The sequence below is a fragment of the Streptomyces sp. NPDC005784 genome (assembly GCF_042871525.1).
In the GTDB taxonomy this organism is placed as follows: Bacteria; Actinomycetota; Actinomycetes; order Streptomycetales; family Streptomycetaceae; genus Streptomyces.
On sequence record NZ_JBIAIQ010000042.1, the window covers coordinates 30163 to 48731 of the forward strand.

At 72.3% G+C, this 18569-nt stretch carries 19 protein-coding genes and 1 pseudogene; 14 read left to right on the plus strand and 6 right to left on the minus strand.

The genetic code is table 11. The annotated features are described in order from the left end of the window. From ACFYR3_RS38470 to ACFYR3_RS38510, 9 genes and pseudogenes are all read left to right on the plus strand, one after another. On the plus strand, window positions 1–1012 hold a 1012-nt coding region (locus ACFYR3_RS38470), incomplete at its 5' end, for a segregation and condensation protein A (protein WP_389286683.1). Continuing rightward, a complete protein-coding gene (scpB, locus tag ACFYR3_RS38475) occupies window positions 1009–1665 on the plus strand; it encodes an SMC-Scp complex subunit ScpB (protein ID WP_355853605.1) in 657 nt (218 codons plus the stop codon). The genes ACFYR3_RS38470 and scpB, both read left to right, overlap by 4 nt. Beyond that, a complete protein-coding gene (locus ACFYR3_RS38480) occupies window positions 1665–2960 on the plus strand; it encodes a pseudouridine synthase (RefSeq protein ID WP_389286685.1) in 1296 nt (431 codons plus the stop codon). The genes scpB and ACFYR3_RS38480 overlap by 1 nt, the downstream gene beginning before the upstream one ends. A gap of 190 nt (window positions 2961–3150) precedes the next feature. After that, window positions 3151–4119: a sigma-70 family RNA polymerase sigma factor gene (locus ACFYR3_RS38485; protein ID WP_389286687.1), complete on the plus strand. Its 969-nt coding sequence runs from the start codon at window positions 3151–3153 to the stop codon at window positions 4117–4119. Continuing rightward, a complete protein-coding gene (locus tag ACFYR3_RS38490; protein WP_355853596.1) occupies window positions 4116–4706 on the plus strand; it encodes a TIGR03086 family metal-binding protein in 591 nt (196 codons plus the stop codon). Before ACFYR3_RS38485 ends, ACFYR3_RS38490 begins: the two co-directional genes overlap by 4 nt. 24 nt (window positions 4707–4730) lie before the next feature. Continuing rightward, window positions 4731–6203 (plus strand): MFS transporter, encoded by a 1473-nt coding sequence (locus ACFYR3_RS38495; protein ID WP_355853593.1) that lies wholly within the window; start codon window positions 4731–4733, stop codon window positions 6201–6203. Window positions 6204–6366: 163 nt separating this feature from the next. Next, window positions 6367–7110 carry an NUDIX domain-containing protein gene (locus tag ACFYR3_RS38500; RefSeq protein ID WP_389286689.1) on the plus strand — a complete coding sequence of 248 codons (744 nt, stop codon included), beginning with the start codon at window positions 6367–6369 and terminating at the stop codon, window positions 7108–7110. 11 nt (window positions 7111–7121) lie between these two features. After that, entirely contained in the window at window positions 7122–8144 is a 1023-nt protein-coding gene (locus tag ACFYR3_RS38505) for an ADP-ribosylglycohydrolase family protein (protein ID WP_355853587.1), read from the plus strand. Between the two features lie 3 nt (window positions 8145–8147). Beyond that, window positions 8148–8900: pseudogene (locus ACFYR3_RS38510) on the plus strand (DNA polymerase beta superfamily protein); the annotation flags it as partial. Between the two features lie 99 nt (window positions 8901–8999). On the opposite strand, the gene ACFYR3_RS38515 reads toward ACFYR3_RS38510, so the two are convergent. The 4 genes from ACFYR3_RS38515 to ACFYR3_RS38530 form a co-directional block, all read right to left on the minus strand. Beyond that, a complete protein-coding gene (locus tag ACFYR3_RS38515; protein WP_355853652.1) occupies window positions 9000–9653 on the minus strand; it encodes a DNA polymerase beta superfamily protein in 654 nt (217 codons plus the stop codon). A 204-nt stretch (window positions 9654–9857) separates the two neighbouring features. Further along, complete coding sequence (locus ACFYR3_RS38520; protein ID WP_355853584.1) at window positions 9858–10271, minus strand: Rieske (2Fe-2S) protein; 414 nt, start codon at window positions 10269–10271, stop codon at window positions 9858–9860. Beyond that, window positions 10268–10852, minus strand: a complete 585-nt coding sequence (locus ACFYR3_RS38525; RefSeq protein WP_355853581.1) for a DUF6529 family protein — start codon at window positions 10850–10852, stop codon at window positions 10268–10270. Before ACFYR3_RS38525 ends, ACFYR3_RS38520 begins: the two co-directional genes overlap by 4 nt. 33 nt (window positions 10853–10885) lie before the next feature. Next, window positions 10886–11563 (minus strand): hypothetical protein, encoded by a 678-nt coding sequence (locus ACFYR3_RS38530; protein ID WP_355853578.1) that lies wholly within the window; start codon window positions 11561–11563, stop codon window positions 10886–10888. 311 nt (window positions 11564–11874) lie between these two features. Here ACFYR3_RS38530 and aroH point away from each other — a divergent pair, with 311 nt between their 5' ends. From aroH to der, 5 genes are all read left to right on the plus strand, one after another. Further along, complete coding sequence (gene aroH / locus ACFYR3_RS38535) at window positions 11875–12237, plus strand: chorismate mutase (RefSeq protein WP_355853575.1); 363 nt, start codon at window positions 11875–11877, stop codon at window positions 12235–12237. Continuing rightward, entirely contained in the window at window positions 12234–13319 is a 1086-nt protein-coding gene (locus ACFYR3_RS38540) for a prephenate dehydrogenase (protein WP_355853572.1), read from the plus strand. The genes aroH and ACFYR3_RS38540 overlap by 4 nt, the downstream gene beginning before the upstream one ends. A gap of 440 nt (window positions 13320–13759) precedes the next feature. Then, window positions 13760–14455, plus strand: coding sequence for a (d)CMP kinase (cmk, locus tag ACFYR3_RS38545; RefSeq protein ID WP_355853569.1), 696 nt, complete (start codon window positions 13760–13762; stop codon window positions 14453–14455). Continuing rightward, a complete protein-coding gene (locus tag ACFYR3_RS38550) occupies window positions 14413–15126 on the plus strand; it encodes a lysophospholipid acyltransferase family protein (RefSeq protein ID WP_389286692.1) in 714 nt (237 codons plus the stop codon). Before cmk ends, ACFYR3_RS38550 begins: the two co-directional genes overlap by 43 nt. Before the next feature lie 77 nt (window positions 15127–15203). Continuing rightward, a complete protein-coding gene (der, locus tag ACFYR3_RS38555; protein ID WP_355853563.1) occupies window positions 15204–16682 on the plus strand; it encodes a ribosome biogenesis GTPase Der in 1479 nt (492 codons plus the stop codon). A 78-nt stretch (window positions 16683–16760) separates the two neighbouring features. Here der and ACFYR3_RS38560 read toward each other — a convergent pair whose 3' ends face one another. Then, the gene (locus ACFYR3_RS38560; protein ID WP_389286694.1) at window positions 16761–17102 is read right to left on the minus strand and encodes a hypothetical protein; all 342 of its coding nucleotides are present in this window, start codon (window positions 17100–17102) and stop codon (window positions 16761–16763) included. Window positions 17103–17780: 678 nt separating this feature from the next. After that, complete coding sequence (locus ACFYR3_RS38565) at window positions 17781–18554, minus strand: hypothetical protein (RefSeq protein WP_355853557.1); 774 nt, start codon at window positions 18552–18554, stop codon at window positions 17781–17783. Window positions 18555–18569: the final 15 nt, after the last annotated feature.

An 18569-nucleotide genomic window follows, 5' to 3' on the forward strand; every position in this document is an offset into this window, starting at 1 on the left:
GCCCACCGAAGCGGCCGCGACGGTCGCGGGTCCCGTCCGGGTGGCCGCGGACGTGTCCGCGCCGTCCGCCTCGCCCGGGACGCCCGGAAAGGCGTCCGGACCGGCTCCGGGGTCCGAGGTGTCCCCTGAAGGCTCCGAGGCACCTCCTGCCGACTCCGGTGACGGTGTCTTCAAGGTGCGGCTCTCGAATTTCGAGGGGCCCTTCGATCTGCTGCTCCAGCTGATCTCCAAGCACAAACTCGATGTCACGGAAGTGGCGCTCTCCAAGGTCACCGACGAGTTCATGGCGCACATCCGGGCGATGGGCCCGGACTGGGACCTCGACCAGACGACCGAGTTCCTGGTCGTCGCGGCGACGCTCCTCGATCTGAAGGCGGCCCGGCTGCTGCCCACCGCCGAGGTCGAGGACGAGGCCGATCTGGCCCTCCTCGAGGCTCGGGACCTGCTGTTCGCCCGGCTGCTCCAGTACCGCGCGTACAAACAGATCGCGGACATCTTCAATAGGCGGCTCGAAGAGGAGGCCCGCCGCTACCCCCGTACCGTCGGCCTGGAGGCGCAGTACGCCGAACTGCTGCCCGAGGTCGTCATCAGCATCGGGGCGGAGGGGTTCGCGAAGCTCGCCGTGAAGGCGATGCAGCCGAAACCCAAGCCGCAGGTGTACATCGACCACATCCACGCGCCGCTCGTCAGCGTGCAGGAGCAGGCCCAGATCGTGGTGGCGCGGCTCCGGGAACTCGGCGAGGCCAGCTTCCGCTCGCTCGTCGAGGACACCGACGACACCCTCACCGTGGTCGCCCGCTTCCTGGCCCTGCTGGAGCTCTACCGGGAGAAGGTCGTCGTCCTGGACCAGAAGGAGGCCCTCGGGGACCTCATGGTGCGCTGGACGGGCGGGGAGGGCGACGACCGGCCGAGGGTGACCGACGAGTTCGACCGGCCCCCGGAAGCGGTGAAGGACGAGCCAAGGCGCGGGACCAAGGAGACAGGGCGCGGGACCAAGGAGGAGAAGGCGTGAGCGAGGAGACCACCCACACCCCCGCGGGGCCGCGCACCGTCGCCGACCTCGACCTGGGGCCCGCCCTGGAGGCCGTCCTGATGGTGGTGGACGAGCCGGCCACCGAGGAACACCTCGCCAAGATCCTGGAGCGGCCCAGGCGGCAGATCGCGGACGCGCTGCGCGCACTGGCCGACGAGTACACCGTCCAGGGCCGCGGTTTCGAGCTCAGGCTGATCGCGGGCGGCTGGCGCTTCTACTCGCGTCCCGCGTACGCGAGCGCCGTCGAACGCTTCGTTCTGGACGGTCAGCAGGCCCGCCTCACCCAGGCGGCCCTGGAGACGCTCGCCGTCGTCGCGTACCGCCAGCCGGTCAGCCGATCCAGGGTCTCGGCGGTCCGCGGAGTCAACTGTGACGGCGTGATGCGCACCCTCCTCCAGCGCGGTCTGGTCGAGGAGGCGGGCACGGAACCCGAAACAGGTGCGATCCTGTACACGACGACGAACTACTTCCTGGAGCGAATGGGCCTGCGCGGTCTGGACGAGCTCCCGGAGCTCGCGCCCTTCCTCCCCGAGGCGGACGCGATCGAGGCCGAGACGCTGGAAGGGGTCCCGTCGTTCGATCCGGATGCACCGGATGCAGATGCAGACGACACGACGACGACGGAACTTTGATGCGAAGCAGTGGCAGTGGCAGTGGCAGTGGCAGGAACAGCGGGCGCGACAACCCGCGGGGAACCGGCGGGAGCGGTGGGTCGCGCGGAGGCGGCAGCTCGCGTGGGACCGGCGGGGGCGGCGGCTCGCGTGGGACCGGCGGGGGCGGCGGCTCGCGTGGGACCGGCGGGGGCGGCGGCTCGCGTGGGACTGGCGGGGGCGGCGGCCCGCGTGGGACCGGCGGCTCGCGCGGAACCGGTGGGAGCGGCTCGCGTGGAGCCGGCGGGAGCGGCTCCCAGCCGAGGAGCGCGGCGGCGGGGCGCGACGACCAGCCGAAGCGTCCCAGCAAGCCCCGTCCCGAGGAGCGTCGCTACGACGTAGGCCCCGGCGGCACGCATGAAGGCCCGAAGTCCGGGCGCGGAGCCTCGGCGCGCGGTGGCGCCAAGGGCGGCCCCAAGCAGGGCCAGCAGCGCGGCGGCCGGACGGAGCCGGCGCGCTCCCGTGAGTACGAGACGCGGACCGAGGAGCGCAACCGGGACCGGTACGCGGGCAAGCCGGACATCAAGCTGCCCAAGACCTTCCCGGGTGCCGAGGAGGAGGGCGAGCGCCTGCAGAAGATCCTCGCGCGAGCGGGCTACGGCTCCCGGCGCGCCTGCGAGGAACTGGTCGACCAGGCCAGGGTCGAGGTCAACGGCGAGATCGTCCTGGAGCAGGGCATGCGCGTCGACACGGAGAAGGACGAGATCAAGGTCGACGGGCTGACCGTCGCGACGCAGTCGTACCAGTTCTTCGCGCTGAACAAGCCGGCCGGTGTCGTCTCCACGATGGAGGACAACGAGGGCCGCCAGTGCCTCGGCGACTACGTGACGAACCGCGAGACGCGGCTCTTCCACGTGGGCCGGCTCGACACCGAGACCGAGGGCGTGATCCTGCTCACCAACCACGGCGAGCTGGCGCACCGGTTGACCCACCCGAAGTACGGCGTCAAGAAGGTCTACCTCGCGCACGTCGTGGGCCCGATCCCGCGCGACCTCGGCAAGCGGCTCAAGGACGGCATCCAGCTGGAGGACGGGTACGCCAAGGCGGACCACTTCCGTGTCGTCGAGCAGACCGGCAAGAACTACCTCGTCGAGGTGACCCTGCACGAGGGCCGCAAGCACATCGTGCGCCGCATGCTCGCCGAGGCCGGCTTCCCGGTCGACAAGCTGGTGCGCGTCTCCTTCGGCCCGATCACCCTGGGCGACCAGAAGTCGGGCTGGCTGCGCCGCCTGTCGAACACCGAGGTCGGCATGCTCATGGCCGAGGTCGGTCTCTAACCCCGGAAGCAGCGTCGGAAGCCCGGAGCCCCCGCGGCTCCCGCAGCCCGCTGGCGCTCCACGCGTACGACGGCCGGTCCCGGAACTTTTCCGGGGCCGGCCGATTCGTTTTCGCCTCCCCGCCGGTCTGTACCGGTGAACGGACCACCGGTGTGCCCCGGTGCGCCCCGTGCGAACGAAGGGAGCGGCGATGACCGCGACGACGGACCGCGACGACTTCGTCCGGCTGACCGATCCGTACCGGCGGGAGCTGCTCGCCCACTGCTACCGCATGCTCGGCTCGGTCGACGACGCAGAGGACCTCGTCCAGGAGACGTATCTGCGGGCCTGGCGGTCCTACGACGGGTACGAGGGCCGGGCCTCCTTGCGCACCTGGCTCTACCGGATCGCCACCAACACGTGTCTGACGGCCCTGGAGGGGCGGGGGCGCCGTCCGCTGCCCACCGGGCTCGGCGGGCCGGGAGCCGCGCCCGAGGAGCCTCTGCGGGCCCCCGCGACGGACATCCCGTGGCTCCAGCCGCTGCCCGACACGCTCGTCGACCCGGCGACGGTCGTCGCGGCACGCGGCAGCCTGCGGCTCGCCCTGGTCGCCGCGCTGCAGAACCTGCCGGCGCGGCAGCGGGCCGTGCTCATCCTGCGGGACGTGCTGGCCTGGCGGGCCTCCGAGGTGGCCGCCCTGCTCGACACGTCGACCGCGGCGGTCAAGAGCACCCTCCAGCGCGCGCGTGCCCGGCTCGACGAGGTCGCGCCGGAGGAGGACCTGGTGGTCGAGCCCGACGGGGCCGACGACCGCGAACTCCTCGACCGCTACGTGAAGGCATTCGAGAACGCCGACATGGGGTCGCTGCTGAGCCTGCTGCGGGACGGGGTCGAGCTGGAGATGCCGCCCCACCTGGAGTGGTTCAGCGGCAAGAAGGACGTCCTGCGGTTCCTGCGCGTACGGGTGCTGTCCGGGCGCGAGGCGGGATGGATCCGCATGCTGCCCGTCCGGGCCAACGGGCAGCCCGCGGTGGCGGCCTACGAGCGCGGGGTCGACGGGGTGCTGCGGGCGCACTCCGTGCAGGTGCTCACCGTCGAGGAGTGCGGTGTCGCACGGCTCACCGTCTTCCTGGACCCGGGGCTGTTCGCCGCCTTCGGCCTGCCCCGGATCCTCCCGTGAACCCCGGAGAGCTCCTGGAGCGGTCGCTCGCGTACACGCTGGGCAGCGTCGCCGCCGTGCCGCACGAGGGCCTGCGGTGGCCGACGCCCTGCGCCGAGTGGGAGCTCGGGGATCTGCTCCACCACCTCGACGACTCGGTGGAAGCGCTCTACGAAGGCGTTGCGGACGGGCGCGTCGGGCTGTGCCCGGCGCGCCCGTCCGCCGATCCGGTGTGCGCCTTCCGCGCGCGGGCAGGCGCCCTCCTCGATGCCTGGGGGGCGGTCCCAGGGTCCCCGCCCGCCCCGGCCGTCGGGGACCGGTCCCTGGACGCGGGGCTGCTGGTGGCCGTCGGCGCCCTGGAGATCGCGGTGCACGGCTGGGACGTCGCGCGGGCCTGCGGGCGGGCGCGGCCGATCCCGTCCGCGCTCGCCGCGGAACTGCTGCCCCTCGCGCATCTCGTGGTCGCGGACGCCGACCGCGGGGTGCGCTTCGCCGCCCCGGTCGACGTACCGCCGGGGACCCGGCCCGGCGGCCTGCTCCTCGCGTTCCTCGGCCGGCGCCCGCAGTCGCGATTCCTTTTCGGCGCGGGTCCGGTCCGTCTTCCGTGATTGATCCTCACGGAAGGAACCGTCATGACCGACACCACCGCACGCGCCCCCGTCCAGCAGCCGTCCGCCGTGCCCGCACGCCGTGTGTGGACCGTGATCCTGGCCGGACTCGGGGCGCTGCTCTGTTCCCTCGACGTAGTCGTCGTGGCCACCGCGCTGCCCGCCCTGCGGGCCGACTTCGGGGCGAGCCTGTCCGACCTGGAGTGGACGATCAACGCGTACAACCTCGTCTTCGCCTGCCTCACCCTGACCGGTGCCGCGCTCGGCGACCGCTTCGGACGGCGGCGCATGTACGTCGTCGGGCTCGCCGTCTTCACCCTGGCCTCGGCCCTCGCGGCGCTGGCCCCGGGACCGGGCCAGCTCATCGCCGCGCGGGTGCTCCAGGGTGCCGGCGCCGCTGTCCTGCTGCCGCTCACCCTGACCCTGATCAGCGAGGCGTTCCCGGCCGAGAAGCGGGGCGTCGCCATCGGGGTCTGGGGCGGCGTGACCGGTCTCGGCGTGGCGGCCGGGCCCGTGCTCGGCGGTGCCGTCACCGAGGGCCTGTCCTGGCAGTGGATCTTCTGGATCAACGTGCCGACGGGGCTCGCGATGCTGCCGCTGGCCGCGCTGAAACTGCGCGAGAGCCACGGCCCGCGTCCGCAACTCGATGTCGTGGGGCTGCTGTTGGCCGCCGTCGGACTGACCGGCCTGGCCTGGGCGCCGGTGCGGGCCCCGCAGGCGGGCTGGGGGAGCGCCGAGGTGCTCGGCGCGCTGGCCGTCGGAGTAGTCTTCCTGGCGGCCTTCCTGGGCTGGGAGCGGTCGGGTGCGCGCTACCCCATGCTGCCCCTCGGATACTTCCGAAGGCGCGCCTTCTCCACCGCCAACGGCGTCGCCTTCCTGACGTTCATGTCGCTGCTCGGCTCCCTGTTCATGATCACGCAGCTGTTCCAACTCGGCCTCGGGAACTCGCCGTTGCAGGCCGGTGTCCGCATCCTTGTGTGGACCGGCATGCCCCTGCTCGTGGCACCGCTCGCGGGCGCGCTCGCCGACCGGTTCGGGAACCGGCCCTTCATGCTCGGCGGACTCGTCCTCCAGGCGACCGGCCTCGGACTGCTGGCCTGGCAGGTGCAGCCCGGTGTCGGCTACGGACGCCTGGTGCTGCCGCTGATCATCGCGGGTATCGGTATCTCGATGGTCTTCCCCACCGTCGCCAACGCCGTGACCTCCGCGGTGCCGTCGGCCGACGCCGGTGTCGCGGCCGGCGTCAACAACGCGCTGCGTGAGCTGGGCGGAGTCTTCGGGATCGCCGTCGCCGCGGCCGTGTTCACGCGCTACGGGGGCTACGGCTCGGCGGAGAACTTCGTCAACGGCTGCGGTCCGGCGCTGTGGGTCTCGGCGGGAGTCGCGGCCGCCGGAGCGCTCGTGGCCGCCCTCGCTCCGGCGCGCGCTCGGGCGCAGGGACCGGACGTAAACCCTGCCGAGGTCCGGCGGACGGAGGCGTCGCGCGCCCGGGTCTAGCAGCCCGCACAGCCTCCGCGGGCCCTGCCCCGACGCCGAACACGTCTTCCGCACCGGCTCCGAGGAAGCACAACTTCCCAGGCCCAGAGCCTTGTTGCCCCCTCCCGCTCCCTTTATAGTCGTACTGACCATGGTCAGGCTGACCATAAAGAGGGGGCGTGGGGTGGCGACAGGGGAAAGCCGTGCGCCGGGGGGCGCGGCACCCGAGGGCTACGACAAGTACGCCTTCGAGCCCTTCGCCGTCACCGTCGACCTGGCCGTCCTGACGGTGCGCGCGGGCGCACTCCAGGTGCTGCTCGTCGAGCGGGGCCGGGAACCGTACGCCGGCCGCTGGGCCCTGCCCGGCGGCTTCGTGCTGTCCCGCGAGTCGGCGGAGGCCGCGGCCCGGCGTGAACTCGCCGAGGAGACCGGCCTGTCGGACATCTCGGGACTCCACCTGGAACAGCTGCGCACCTACAGCGAACCCGACCGCGACCCCCGTATGCGGATCGTCTCCGTCGCGTTCGCCGCACTGCTGCCCGACCCTCCCGAACCCCACGGCGGTGGCGACGCGGCGCAGGCCCAGTGGCTGCGGTTCAACGCGCTCGACCCGCTCGCCTTCGACCACGACCGGATCCTCGCCGACGCCCACGAACGCGTGGGCGCCAAACTGGAGTACTCCTGTCTCGCCACGGCCTTCTGCCCGCCCGAGTTCACCCTCGGAGAGCTGCAGCACGTCTACGAGACGGTGTGGGGCACCGCGCTCGACCGGCCCAACTTCCGGCGCAAGGTCCTCGCCACGCCCGGATTCGTCGAACAGGTCCGCGGCGCCGCGCGCCTCACCGGCGGCCGCGGCAAACCCGCCGCCCTCTACCGCGCGGGCGGCGCCAAGGTTCTGCACCCACCCCTGCTGCGTCCCACCTCGTAAGGACGGCCCCGATGACCAGCACGACCCTAGCCAAGCGCGCCGCCACCGGTTCCCTCATCGGCCTGGCCATCGGCGACGCGCTCGGGTTCCCCACCGAGTTCAACACCGTGCCCGACATCCTCGAAAAGTGCGGCCCCTGGCGGCAGATGGCGCTGCCGAGGCCCGCGTTCGTCACCGACGACACCCAGATGACACTGGCCCTGGCGAAGGGGCTGCGCACCGCCATGGACCGCGGTCTGCTCGGCCCGCTGCGGATGGAACGGCCGGTGCGCGAGGAGTTCGTGGACTGGTACCAGTCGCCCGAGAACAACCGCGCCCCCGGCCGCACCTGCCTCGTCGCCTGCAACCTCCTCAAGGACGACAGACTCCGCTGGCAGGAGGCCAGCCAGACCGGCTCCAAGGGCTGCGGCGCCAACATGCGCGTGGCGCCCGTCGGACTCGTCGGCGGGCTCAGTGACGAACAGCGCGCGGGCGCCGCGCAGTTCCAGGCCGCGCTAACCCACGGCCACCCCACCGCGCTCGCCGCCTCGGACCTCACCGCGCACGCCGTCCGGCTGCTCAGCCAGGGCGTCGACCCGGCGGCACTCGTCGGCCTGCTGCGCTCGTACGCGCACGAGAACCGGCACCGCTACCACTCCCGCTGGCTCGGCGACCTGTGGACCTTCTGCGACGACGCCACACCGGAGCAGTACATCTCCCGGGGCTGGGACGAGTGCATCACCGTCCTGGACAACCTCCGGCACGCCGTGCGCACCGCCTCTCCCGAGGACGACCCCTGCCTGGCGACCGGCGCCGGCTGGATCGCCGAAGAGGCGCTCGCCACCGGCCTGCTGTGCTTCCTGATGTTCGTCGACGAACCCGTCACCGCGCTGCGCCGGGCCGCCTGCACCTCGGGCGACTCCGACTCCATCGCCTGCCTGACCGGGGCGTTCGCGGGTGCCTACCACGGCTCGGAGGCCTGGCCGACGGCCTGGGCCGACCGCATCGAGCACCAGAGCGACCTCATGTCGCTGGGGGCGCTCTGGGATGCTTGAGGGATGACAGACGTCCTCGGTATCGGCAACGACCTCGCGAGCGTGGTGGGCGAACAGCCCGACCCCGTGCTCTTCGCCACCGTCTCCGGGGCACACCTGTACGGCTTCCCCTCGCGCGACTCCGACGTCGACCTGCGCGGCGTCCATCTGCTGGCGACGGCCGACCTGGTCGGACTGCGCGAACCGGAGGAGACCCGCTCCCGCATGTGGTGGGAGAGCGGCGTCGAGATGGACCTGGTCACCCACGACCTGCGCAAGTTCGTACGGCTGATGCTGCGGCGCAACGGCTACGTGCTGGAGCAGTTGCTCTCGCCGCTGGTCGTGCGCACCGGCGACGAACACCGTGAACTGATCTCGCTCGCCCCGGGGGTCCTCACCCGCCATCACGCCCACCACTACCGGGGGTTCGCCACCACGCAGTGGCGGCTCTTCGAGAAGAGCGGCGAACTCAAGCCGCTGCTTTACACGTTCCGTGTGCTGCTCACCGGAATCCATCTCATGCGCAGCGGCGAGGTGCAGGCCGATCTGCCCACGCTGGCCGGACAGATCGCCTCTCCCGCGTATCTGCCGGACCTGATCGCCGTGAAGGCGGAGCGGGAGCACGGGGCCGCGGACGTCCCCCACGCGCGCGTGGCGGAGGACGTGGAGCGGCTGCACACGCTCCTCGACGAGGCACAGGACGCCTCGGCGCTGCCGGACGCCCCCTCCGCGTACGACGCCCTGCACGCCTTCGTCGTCCGGGTCCGCCTGGACGGCATCCGGGGAGATCAGGACGGAATCCGGGGTCCCGAGGGCATCCGGGGTCCCGAGGGCGTCCGGGGCCCGGAGGGTGTCCGGGAAGGTGTCGGGGAAGGTCTACCGGCCCCCGGCGGTGTCCTGGATCGCTGAGGCGCGGCGGACCCGGATCAGGAAGTCCTCCACGCGCGCGTGGTCCGGCTCGGGCGGGAGCGGGCTGTGGGCGGCAGCCGCGTCGGCCTCCGTCGCCAGCCGGGACATCCAGCGTTCGAACTCGGCCCAGGACACCTCGCCCCGCTTCACCGCGAGCAGCGGCTCGCGCTGCTCCAAGACGTCGATCGTCAAGGTCCCGGTGCGCAGCAGGTCGCGCGAGCTCATCAGCAGGCGCAGCAGATGCATGGCGTGCTTCCAGCGCGGGGCGCCGTACTTGCGGACGTCGGCCTCCAGCTTCTTGTGCTGGCCCAGCGCGTAGCGGGCGAACGTCTCGTGCGCCCGGCGGGAGAGGAACGCCTGCCGGAGGGCGAGGAGTTCGTGCCCGGTGTCGTCCACGTACTCGACGAGGGGGGAGTGCAGACACTCCAGGATGTTCGGGTTGGCGCGCAGCGCGAGCGTGCAGAACCGCTCCAGTTCCCAGCTGAACTGCTCCTCCGCCGGGCCCTCGACATGCGTCGGCGGCTTCTCGAAGCGCCAGAACAGCGCGGTCGGGGCGAGGAAGACGCCCCGGCGGTCCGTGTCACTGCCGTCCGTGGCCAGCCCGAAGGCGCGTGATCCCATCACGCAGGAGTAGACCGTGTGGTCCCTGACCAGTGAGACCGCCGACGCCGGGACCGCGGACGCCGAGACCACCGCCGCGGGTGAGGCCGCCGCGGGTGAGGCGGACGGCACCGCCGGTTCCCGGGGCGCCGGGGGTACTTCGGGCGCCGGAGGTGTCTGGGGTACGGGAGGCTCGGAACGCATGTTCGGAGCGTACGGGCCGTCTCACACCAGGCGGATCGAGTTTCCCTCCACAGTGATCTTCTCCGCGGGCAGTGGGCGCGGCGCGGGACCGGCCTTCACCGCCCCGTCCTCGACACTGAACTTGCTCCCGTGGCACGGGCAGTCGATGGTGCCGCTCGCGACCTTGTTCACCGTGCAGCCCAGGTGCGTGCAGATCGCCGAGAAGGCCTTGAAGTCGCCCTTCGCCGGCTGGGTGACCACGACCTTCTGGTCCGTGAAGATCTTGCCCCCGCCGACCGGGATGTCGCTCGTGGTGGCGAGTTCCTGGCCGCTGGACGCCTTCGGGGACGAGTCCGAGGAGCTGCTGTTGCCACTGCCGTACTGGCTGCACCCCGCGAGCAGCGCGGACGCCCCCGTGGCGAGGATCACCGTGCGCCGCGTCGAGCGGTTGGTCATGTCGTCACTCCGAACGTACGGAAGAACCAGAAGGCGGACGTCAGCCAGATGGCCGTGAGCACGGCGAACACGAGGCCGCCGATGACCGGCAGCAGCCAGCCGGGCAGGCGCTCCCAGCGGAGCAGCAGCATCTTGGCACTGAAGGCACCGAAGAAGAAGCACCCCAGGAGCGAGTGCCACATGACGCGCGTGCTGTACGTCTGATAGCCCAACGCGTACAGACAGTGCACCGCTACCGGCACCGCCACCAGGAACGCGATCCGTCCCGACCACCGGTGCAGCGCCGCCGCCCAGCTCGGGCCCGGCAGCTTCCCGTACATCATGAGCGCCGAGACGAGCTGGACGAGCGCGAAGAAGAACGCCGTCGTCGCCAGCCAGGACTTCACGGCGCCCGTGCTGCTGAAACCGGCGAGATTGAAGGCCGTTCCCGACGGGTCGTGGACCTTGCCGTAGACGCCGAGGCCGACCGCGACCGCCGCGGCGACCAGGGCCGGCACGAGATAGCGGGCCGGGCTCGGGCTGCCGTGGCCAGGTGGCGGAGAGGGGAAGCCCCGGGTGGCGGCGTTCGGGTCCACGGTCATGAACGGCTCCCTGTGGAAGAAGGGAAGAGGCGGTCAGGGGGTGACAGGACGCGCGATGATCTTCTGTCCGTCGATCGTCACGGCGCCGGTCTCCGGGTCGATCGACGGTGCCGCCGAAGGTGTGCCGTCGCGCTCGACGACACCGACCTGCTTGCCGCCCGGCAGCACGATCCAGCCGCCGTCGACCTTCGCGCCGCGCACGGTGGCCGTCGCCCGGTACAGGCCGGAGGGCTTGATCGCCCGGTCGGCCGTGAAGCCGTAGCGCTTCCCGCCGACGTAGGCGGTGCCGCGGATCCGCTTGCCGTCCTGGAGTGTTCCGTTCAGCTCGTCGCCGTTGCCGCCCGTGAGCTTCATGGTGCCGTCGTCCTTGACGTCACCCTTCAGCCAGGACTCCTTGTCGTGCCCGTCGCAGAAGTACGCGATCGCCTTGCCGCCCCGCAGGGAGATCGCGACCGCCGAGGAGTTGTCGTCGGTGCGGCCCGCGTAGTCGGCGTTGGGTACGGCGCTGCGGGAAGGTGAGGGGCTGGGCGAGGTGCTCGGTGACGGCGAGGAGGAGGCTGGGGGCGCACTGGGCGACACCGAGACGCCCGGAGAGGACTGCCGGTACGGGTTCGACGCGTTCTTCGTCCCTGTCATCGCGTTGAGCGACAACATGAACACGCCGAACACGAGCCCCGCGAGAAGGGTGAGAAGGGGTCCTGGACGCTTCATTCGGGCCTCCCCCGAGGCGAGTCTCCTGCAATGAGAGCGGACTCGCGCGCCCGCGTCCAGAGGCGCACGGGCGCGTTCCCGTCACAAGTAGCGGAATAGGGCGATTCGGGTGACGCGGACGGAGTCCGCGGCGTCGGTCCCGTGCAGGCCGCCACGCTCCCGGTCGGTGGCGGGACGGCGGTACGAGCCGCCCCGGGCAGGATCCGGTGCGTGGGCCCCGTCTCGTCAGGCGGGCGCCGCGCACCCGCGCGCGGGGGGCTGACTACGCTGGTGTAACAAGACGTGTACACAGATCAGCGAGGAGCATCACCGTGGCGGTACGAGCGGTCCGGGGCGCCGTCCAACTGGAACGGGACGAGGCCGGCCACATGGACGAGCAGGTCAGCGAGCTGCTCACCGCCATCCTGGAGCGCAACGCGCTGACCACGGACGACCTGATCAGCATCTGGTTCACGGCGACACCCGATCTGCACAGCGACTTCCCGGCGGCGGCTGCGCGCAAGCTCGGCATCGTCGACGTCCCGCTGATCTGCGCGCAGGAGCTGGACATCGAGGGCGCCATGCCCCGGGTCGTCCGTGTTCTCGCACACATCGAGTCCGACCGGCCGCGCGCCGACGTCGTGCACGTCTACCTGGGCGCCGCGGGCGCACTCCGCAGGGACATCGCCCAGTGAGGACCGCACTCGTCATCGGAACCGGGCTGATCGGCACGTCCGCGGCCCTCGCGCTCGCCTCGCGCGGCGTCGTCGTCCACCTCACCGACCACGACCCGGAGCAGGCCCGTACGGCGGCCGCGCTGGGCGCCGGCACGGACGAGGCCCCTGAGGGGCCGGTCGACCTCGCGATCGTCGCCGCACCGCCCGCGCATGTCGCCGCGACCCTCGCGGACGCCATGCGGCGTGGTCTCGCCCGTGGCTACCTGGACGTCGCCAGCGTCAAGGGCGGTCCGCGCCGCGAGCTGGAGGCGCTCGGCCTCGACCTCGCCCCGTACATCGGCTCGCACCCCATGTCGGGCCGCGAGAAGTCCGGTCCGCTGGCCGCGAGCGGCGACCTCTTCGAGGGCCGGCCCTGGGTGCTCACGCCGACCCGCGACACGGACACCGAAGTCCTGAACCTCGCCCTGGAGCTGGTGTCGCACTGCCGTGCGGTGCCCGTCGTGATGGACGCGGACGCCCACGACCGGGCCGTGGCGCTCGTCTCGCACATGCCGCACCTGGTGTCCAGCATGGTCGCCGCGCGCCTGGAGCACGCGGAGGAGACGGCGGTACGGCTCTGCGGTCAGGGCATCCGTGATGTGACCCGGATCGCGGCCTCCGACCCCCGGATGTGGATCGACATCCTCTCCGCGAACCCGGGCCCTGTCGCGGACCTCCTCTCGGACGTCTCCGCCGACCTCGACGAGACGGTCCAGGCGCTGCGCGCCCTGCAGTCCTCCGACGAGGCCAAGCGCCGCGAGGGCGCCACCGGCATCGAGGACGTCCTGCGCCGCGGCAACGCGGGCCAGGTCCGCGTCCCCGGCAAGCACGGCTCCGCGCCGCGCGCCTACGAGGTCGTGGCCGTCCTCATCGACGACCAGCCCGGTCAGCTCGCCCGCATCTTCGCCGACGCGGGGATGGCCGGGGTCAACATCGAGGACGTACGCATCGAGCACGCGACCGGTCAGCAGGCCGGTCTGGTGCAGCTGATGGTGGAGCCGAAGGCGGTGCCGGTACTCGGCGCGGCCCTGCGGGAGCGGGGCTGGGCGCTGCGCCAGTAGGACCGATGGCGCAGGGCCGAGGCCCGCCGGGGACGGCCCGCCCGGCGGGTCGCGGCTCCGGCTCGTCGACGGCCGCCGACGGCCCGGGGAGCCGCGGCCGTGCGAAGCGCGGGAGGCGGCCCGGCACGCGGCGGTGGGGGCGTGGAGGCGAGGACCGGCGCGGGGCCGGTCCCTGCTCGGCGGGGCTCCGTGACCGCGCGGCGTCGGCTCGTCGACGGCTGTCGGGGGCCGGGTGAGGCGTAGCCGTGCGAAGCGCGGGAGGCGGCCCGGCACCCGGCGGTGCGGGCGCGGCGGCGAGGATCCGCGCGGGGCCGGCGGGGCTCCGCGACCGGCCCCCGGGGCGGGCCAGTAATACGGGGTCCGTGGAGCCAGTAACCTTGTGCGGGGCGCGATCGTGTCCCGCAGAGACCTCCACCCCGCACCAGGAAGGTGTTCCCACCGTGGACAACGGCGCCGCCCGTACCGCTCCGGCTGTGATTGTCGCCATCGACGGCCCCTCCGGCACGGGCAAGTCGAGCACCTCGAAGGCCGTGGCCGCGAAGCTCGGTCTGAGCTACCTGGACACGGGCGCCCAGTACCGCGCCATCACGTGGTGGATGGTCAGCAACGCAATCGACCTCACGGACCCCTCCGCGATCGCCGCCGTGGCCGAGAAGCCGGAGATCATCTCCGGTACCGACCCGGCCGGGCCGACCATCACGGTCGACGGGACCGACGTCGCCGGCCCGATCCGTACGCCGGAGGTCACCTCCAAGGTGAGCGCGGTCAGCGCCGTGCCCGAGGTGCGTGCCCGGATCACCGAGCTGCAGCGCACCCTCGCCGGGTCCGCGCCGGCCGGCATAGTCGTCGAGGGCCGGGACATCGGCACCACCGTGCTGCCCGACGCCGACCTGAAGATCTTCCTCACCGCCTCCCCGGAGGCGCGTGCCGCCCGGCGCAGCGCTGAGCTGAAGGGTGCGGACATCGACGCGACCCGCGAGGCACTGATCAAGCGGGACGCGGCCGACTCCAGCCGTAAGGCCTCCCCCCTCGCCAAGGCGGACGACGCGGTCGAGGTGGACACCTCGGACCTCACGCTCCAGCAGGTCATAGAGTGCGTCGTCACCCTCGTCGAGGAGAAGCGGGCCGCCAAGTGACCGCACCCTCCGCGAGACGCGCCGACGTCGGGCGCCGGATCGGCGTCGGCCTGATGTACGGGCTGTGGAAGCCCCGTGTGCTCGGCGCCTGGAAGGTCCCCGCGACCGGCCCGGCGATCCTGGCCGTGAACCACTCGCACAACATCGACGGGCCGATGGTCATGGGCGTCGCGCCCAGGCCCACGCACTTCCTGATCAAGAAGGAAGCGTTCATCGGTCCGCTCGACCCGTTCCTGCTGGGCATCGGCCAGCTGAAGGTGGACCGCGAGATCGCCGACCGTACGGCCATCACCGACGCCCTGGGCGTCCTGGCGTCCGGCGCCGTCCTCGGGATCTTCCCGGAGGGCACCCGGGGCGAGGGCGACTTCGCCTCGCTCAGGGCCGGGCTCGCGTACTTCGCGGTGCGCAGCGGAGCCCCGATCGTCCCGGTGGCGGTGCTGGGAAGTTCCGAGCGGACCAGCCGGTTGACCAAGGCGCTGCCCCCACTGCGCAGCAGGGTCGACGTCGTCTTCGGCGACCCCTTCGAAGCGGGCGACGGCAGCGGCCGGCGCACGCGCCAGGCGCTGGACGAGGCCACCGGCCGCATCCAGAAACAGCTCAGCGCCCACCTGGACCACGCCAGGCGTCTCACCGGACGCCCGGAAAACGCCGGGCGCCCCGTCGGGCGTTAGGCGACACTTAGTAGTGGATCATCCGGTTTACGGGTGTTCCACCGATCACCACGAATGAACGACGAGGTACGGACTTCATGAACGACCACATCCAGCCCGACGGCTCGGCGGAACACGAGCACGGGGCGCTTGGCGATGCCGAGTACGCGGAGTTCATGGAGCTCGCCGCGGAAGAGGGCTTCGATCCCGAGGACGTCGAGGGCGCGATCGGGGAGGCGGGCCACGGCCCGCTGCCCATCCTCGCCGTCGTCGGCCGCCCGAACGTCGGCAAGTCGACCCTGGTGAACCGCATCATCGGCCGCCGCGAGGCCGTCGTCGAGGACAAGCCCGGCGTCACCCGCGACCGCGTCACCTACGAGGCCGAGTGGGCGGGCCGCCGCTTCAAGCTCGTCGACACCGGCGGCTGGGAGCAGGACGTCCTCGGCATCGACGCGTCCGTCGCCGCCCAGGCCGAGTACGCGATCGAGGCCGCCGACGCGGTCGTCTTCGTCGTCGACGCCAAGGTCGGCGCGACCGACACCGACGAGGCGGTCGTACGCCTTCTCCGCAAGGCCGGCAAGCCCGTCGTCCTGTGCGCCAACAAGGTCGACGGCATGAGCGGCGAGTCCGACGCCTCGTACCTCTGGGCCCTCGGTCTCGGCGAGCCGCACCCGGTCTCCGCGCTGCACGGCCGAGGCACCGGCGACATGCTCGACGCCGTCCTGGAGGCGCTGCCCGAGGCCCCGGCGCAGACCTTCGGCACCGCGGTGGGCGGCCCCCGCCGCATCGCCCTCATCGGCCGCCCGAACGTCGGCAAGTCCTCCCTGCTGAACAAGGTGGCCAACGAGGACCGCGTGGTCGTCAACGAGGTCGCGGGCACCACCCGTGACCCGGTCGACGAGCTCATCGAACTCGGCGGCATCACCTGGAAGTTCGTCGACACGGCGGGCATCCGCAAGCGCGTCCACCTCCAGCAGGGCGCGGACTACTACGCCTCGCTGCGCACCGCCGCGGCCGTCGAGAAGGCCGAGGTCGCGGTCATCCTGATCGACGCGTCCGAGACCATCTCCGTGCAGGACCAGCGCATCGTCACCATGGCCGTCGACGCGGGCCGCGCCATCGTCCTCGCCTTCAACAAGTGGGACACCCTCGACGAGGAGCGCCGCTACTACCTGGAGCGGGAGATCGAGACCGAGCTCGCCCAGGTGGCCTGGGCGCCCCGGGTGAACGTCTCGGCCCGTACCGGCCGCCACATGGAGAAGCTCGTCCCGGCGATCGAGACGGCCCTGGACGGCTGGGAGACCCGCGTCCCGACCGGCCGCCTGAACGCCTTCCTCGGCGAGCTGGTCGCCGCCCACCCGCACCCGGTCCGCGGCGGCAAGCAACCCCGCATCCTGTTCGGTACGCAAGCGGGCACCAAGCCCCCGCGGTTCGTGCTCTTCGCCTCCGGCTTCATCGAGCACGGCTACCGGCGCTTCATCGAGCGCCGGCTGCGCGAGGAGTTCGCCTTCGAGGGCACGCCGATCCACATCTCGGTGCGGGTGCGCGAGAAGCGCGGCGCCAACAAGAAGAAGTAGCGCCCACGGGCAATGCGTGAGGGGCGGCTCCCTGGGGAGCCGCCCCTCACGCGTTACCGCTCAAGGACCTTGCCGCTTTCAAAGACCCCTGCGTGGTGCGGGCGGCAGCGCGGCCGGGATGTGGTGCATCCCGGTGCCGTGCTGGCGTGCGCCCGGCTGCCAGACAGCCGTCGCCGTCGTGGTGTGCCCGTGCTGTGCGGTGATCTGCCGCGCGGTGTGCGCCCCCGCGCTGTACGAGCTGTACGCGCCCGACGAGCTGAACGAGTTCGAACCGCGTCCGAGGCTCCCGAAGGCCGTGAAGCCCAGGTTCTCCTCGCCGTGCCGGTCGCCGGGCAGGGTCCTGAATGATCTGACCCACTCGGCGTAGAGCGCGTCGTAGATCGGCGTGGCCGATGGGGCGCCCTGATGAGGGTCCTGCACCGGTCGCGACGCCGGCACCTCTCTGCTCGAACGGAGGGGGGAGCCCGAGGGAGGGACCGGCTGGAAGGGCCGGTGGCCGGGGACGTCGTAGGTGTGCACGTACGTGCCAACGACCTCGCCGCCCAACAGATGCGGCCGGCCCGGTCATTTCGCGGGCCGTCCGGAGTGAGCGGCGCACGCGGGGGCGCGGAGAACGACGCGGGCCACCCTCCACGGCCGGCACCGCCCGCACACCCGCGTTCCCCCACCGAACGCCCGCGCGGCGCCCCACCTTTGGCTCCCGGCGAACCCCGCCGAACGCCCGTGCGGCGCCCCGCCTTCAGTTCCTCGGCGGACCCTGCCGAACGCCCGTGCGGCGCCCCGCCTTTGGCTCCCGGCGGACCCCGCCGAATGCCGGAGCCGCGCCCCGTCCTCAGTTCCCCGGCGGACCCCGGAGCGGCGCCCATGCCCTGGGTTCCCGGCATATTCCGCCGAACGTCCGCGCAGCGCCCCGCCCTCAGTTCCCCGGCGGATCCCGGCGTATGCCGGAGCGGGTCGTGTCCCCGGTTCCCCGGCGAATGCCGGAGCGACGACCGTGCCCCTGGGGTTTCCGGCGGACCCCGCCGAGCCGGCGCACGGCGCCGTGCGGTCGGTTCCCGGCGGATCCCGCCGGGAACCGTGCCGTACCGTGCGGTGCCCTCACGTACCGGCGAGCGGCATCGCGGCCGCGACCAGCTTTCCGTTGGCCGCCGCCTTGTCGAGCGCGTCGCGCAGCAGGTCCTCCCGGGGCTGACGGCCGATCGAGCCGACCGGCGCCGCGAACAGGAGCACCTGCTGGTGCTTGTTGGCGGCGGCGCGCCAGCTCTCGGTGACCTGGAGCGCCTGGTGGGCCTGCCACCAGGCGACGGGCGAGCCGCCGCCGGCGCCCGGCTGGAGCACGGCGTGCAGCTGGCCCATGGCGAGCAGTACGGACCAGCCGTGCAGGACCGGCGGCACCGAGGTCAGCTCGGTCGCGGGCATGAAGCCCTGCTCGATCAGCAGGGGCAGGAAGTCGTCGCCGATGTCGGTCGAGCCGGGTCGCACGATCGGCCCGGTCGGCTCGACGACGAGTGCCGGGTGCAACTCGCCGCTGATCAGCACGAGTCCGCTCGTGACACCGAGCACGGCCTGCTCGGGTCCGGCGTCGGCGGGCGCGCCGTCGGGGTGGATCGAGCGGACGGCGCCCTGGAGTTGTTCCTCGGTGACCTGCACGACCTGCGAGGGCAGGCAGGTGGCGTGGGCGAAGGCGAGGACGGCGGTCTCGTCGCCGATGAACAGGACGGTGCTGGTGCGCTCCTGTTCCGAGTCGCCCGGGGTGCGGCACGACGTGCAGTCGTAACTGCCGGGGGCGTTCTCTCCGGCGAGCAGCCGGTCGGCTTCTTCGTCGCCGATCTCGGCGCGTACGTCGTCGCTGACGTCGAGCATGCGCGGCACGGTGGCTCCTCGGGA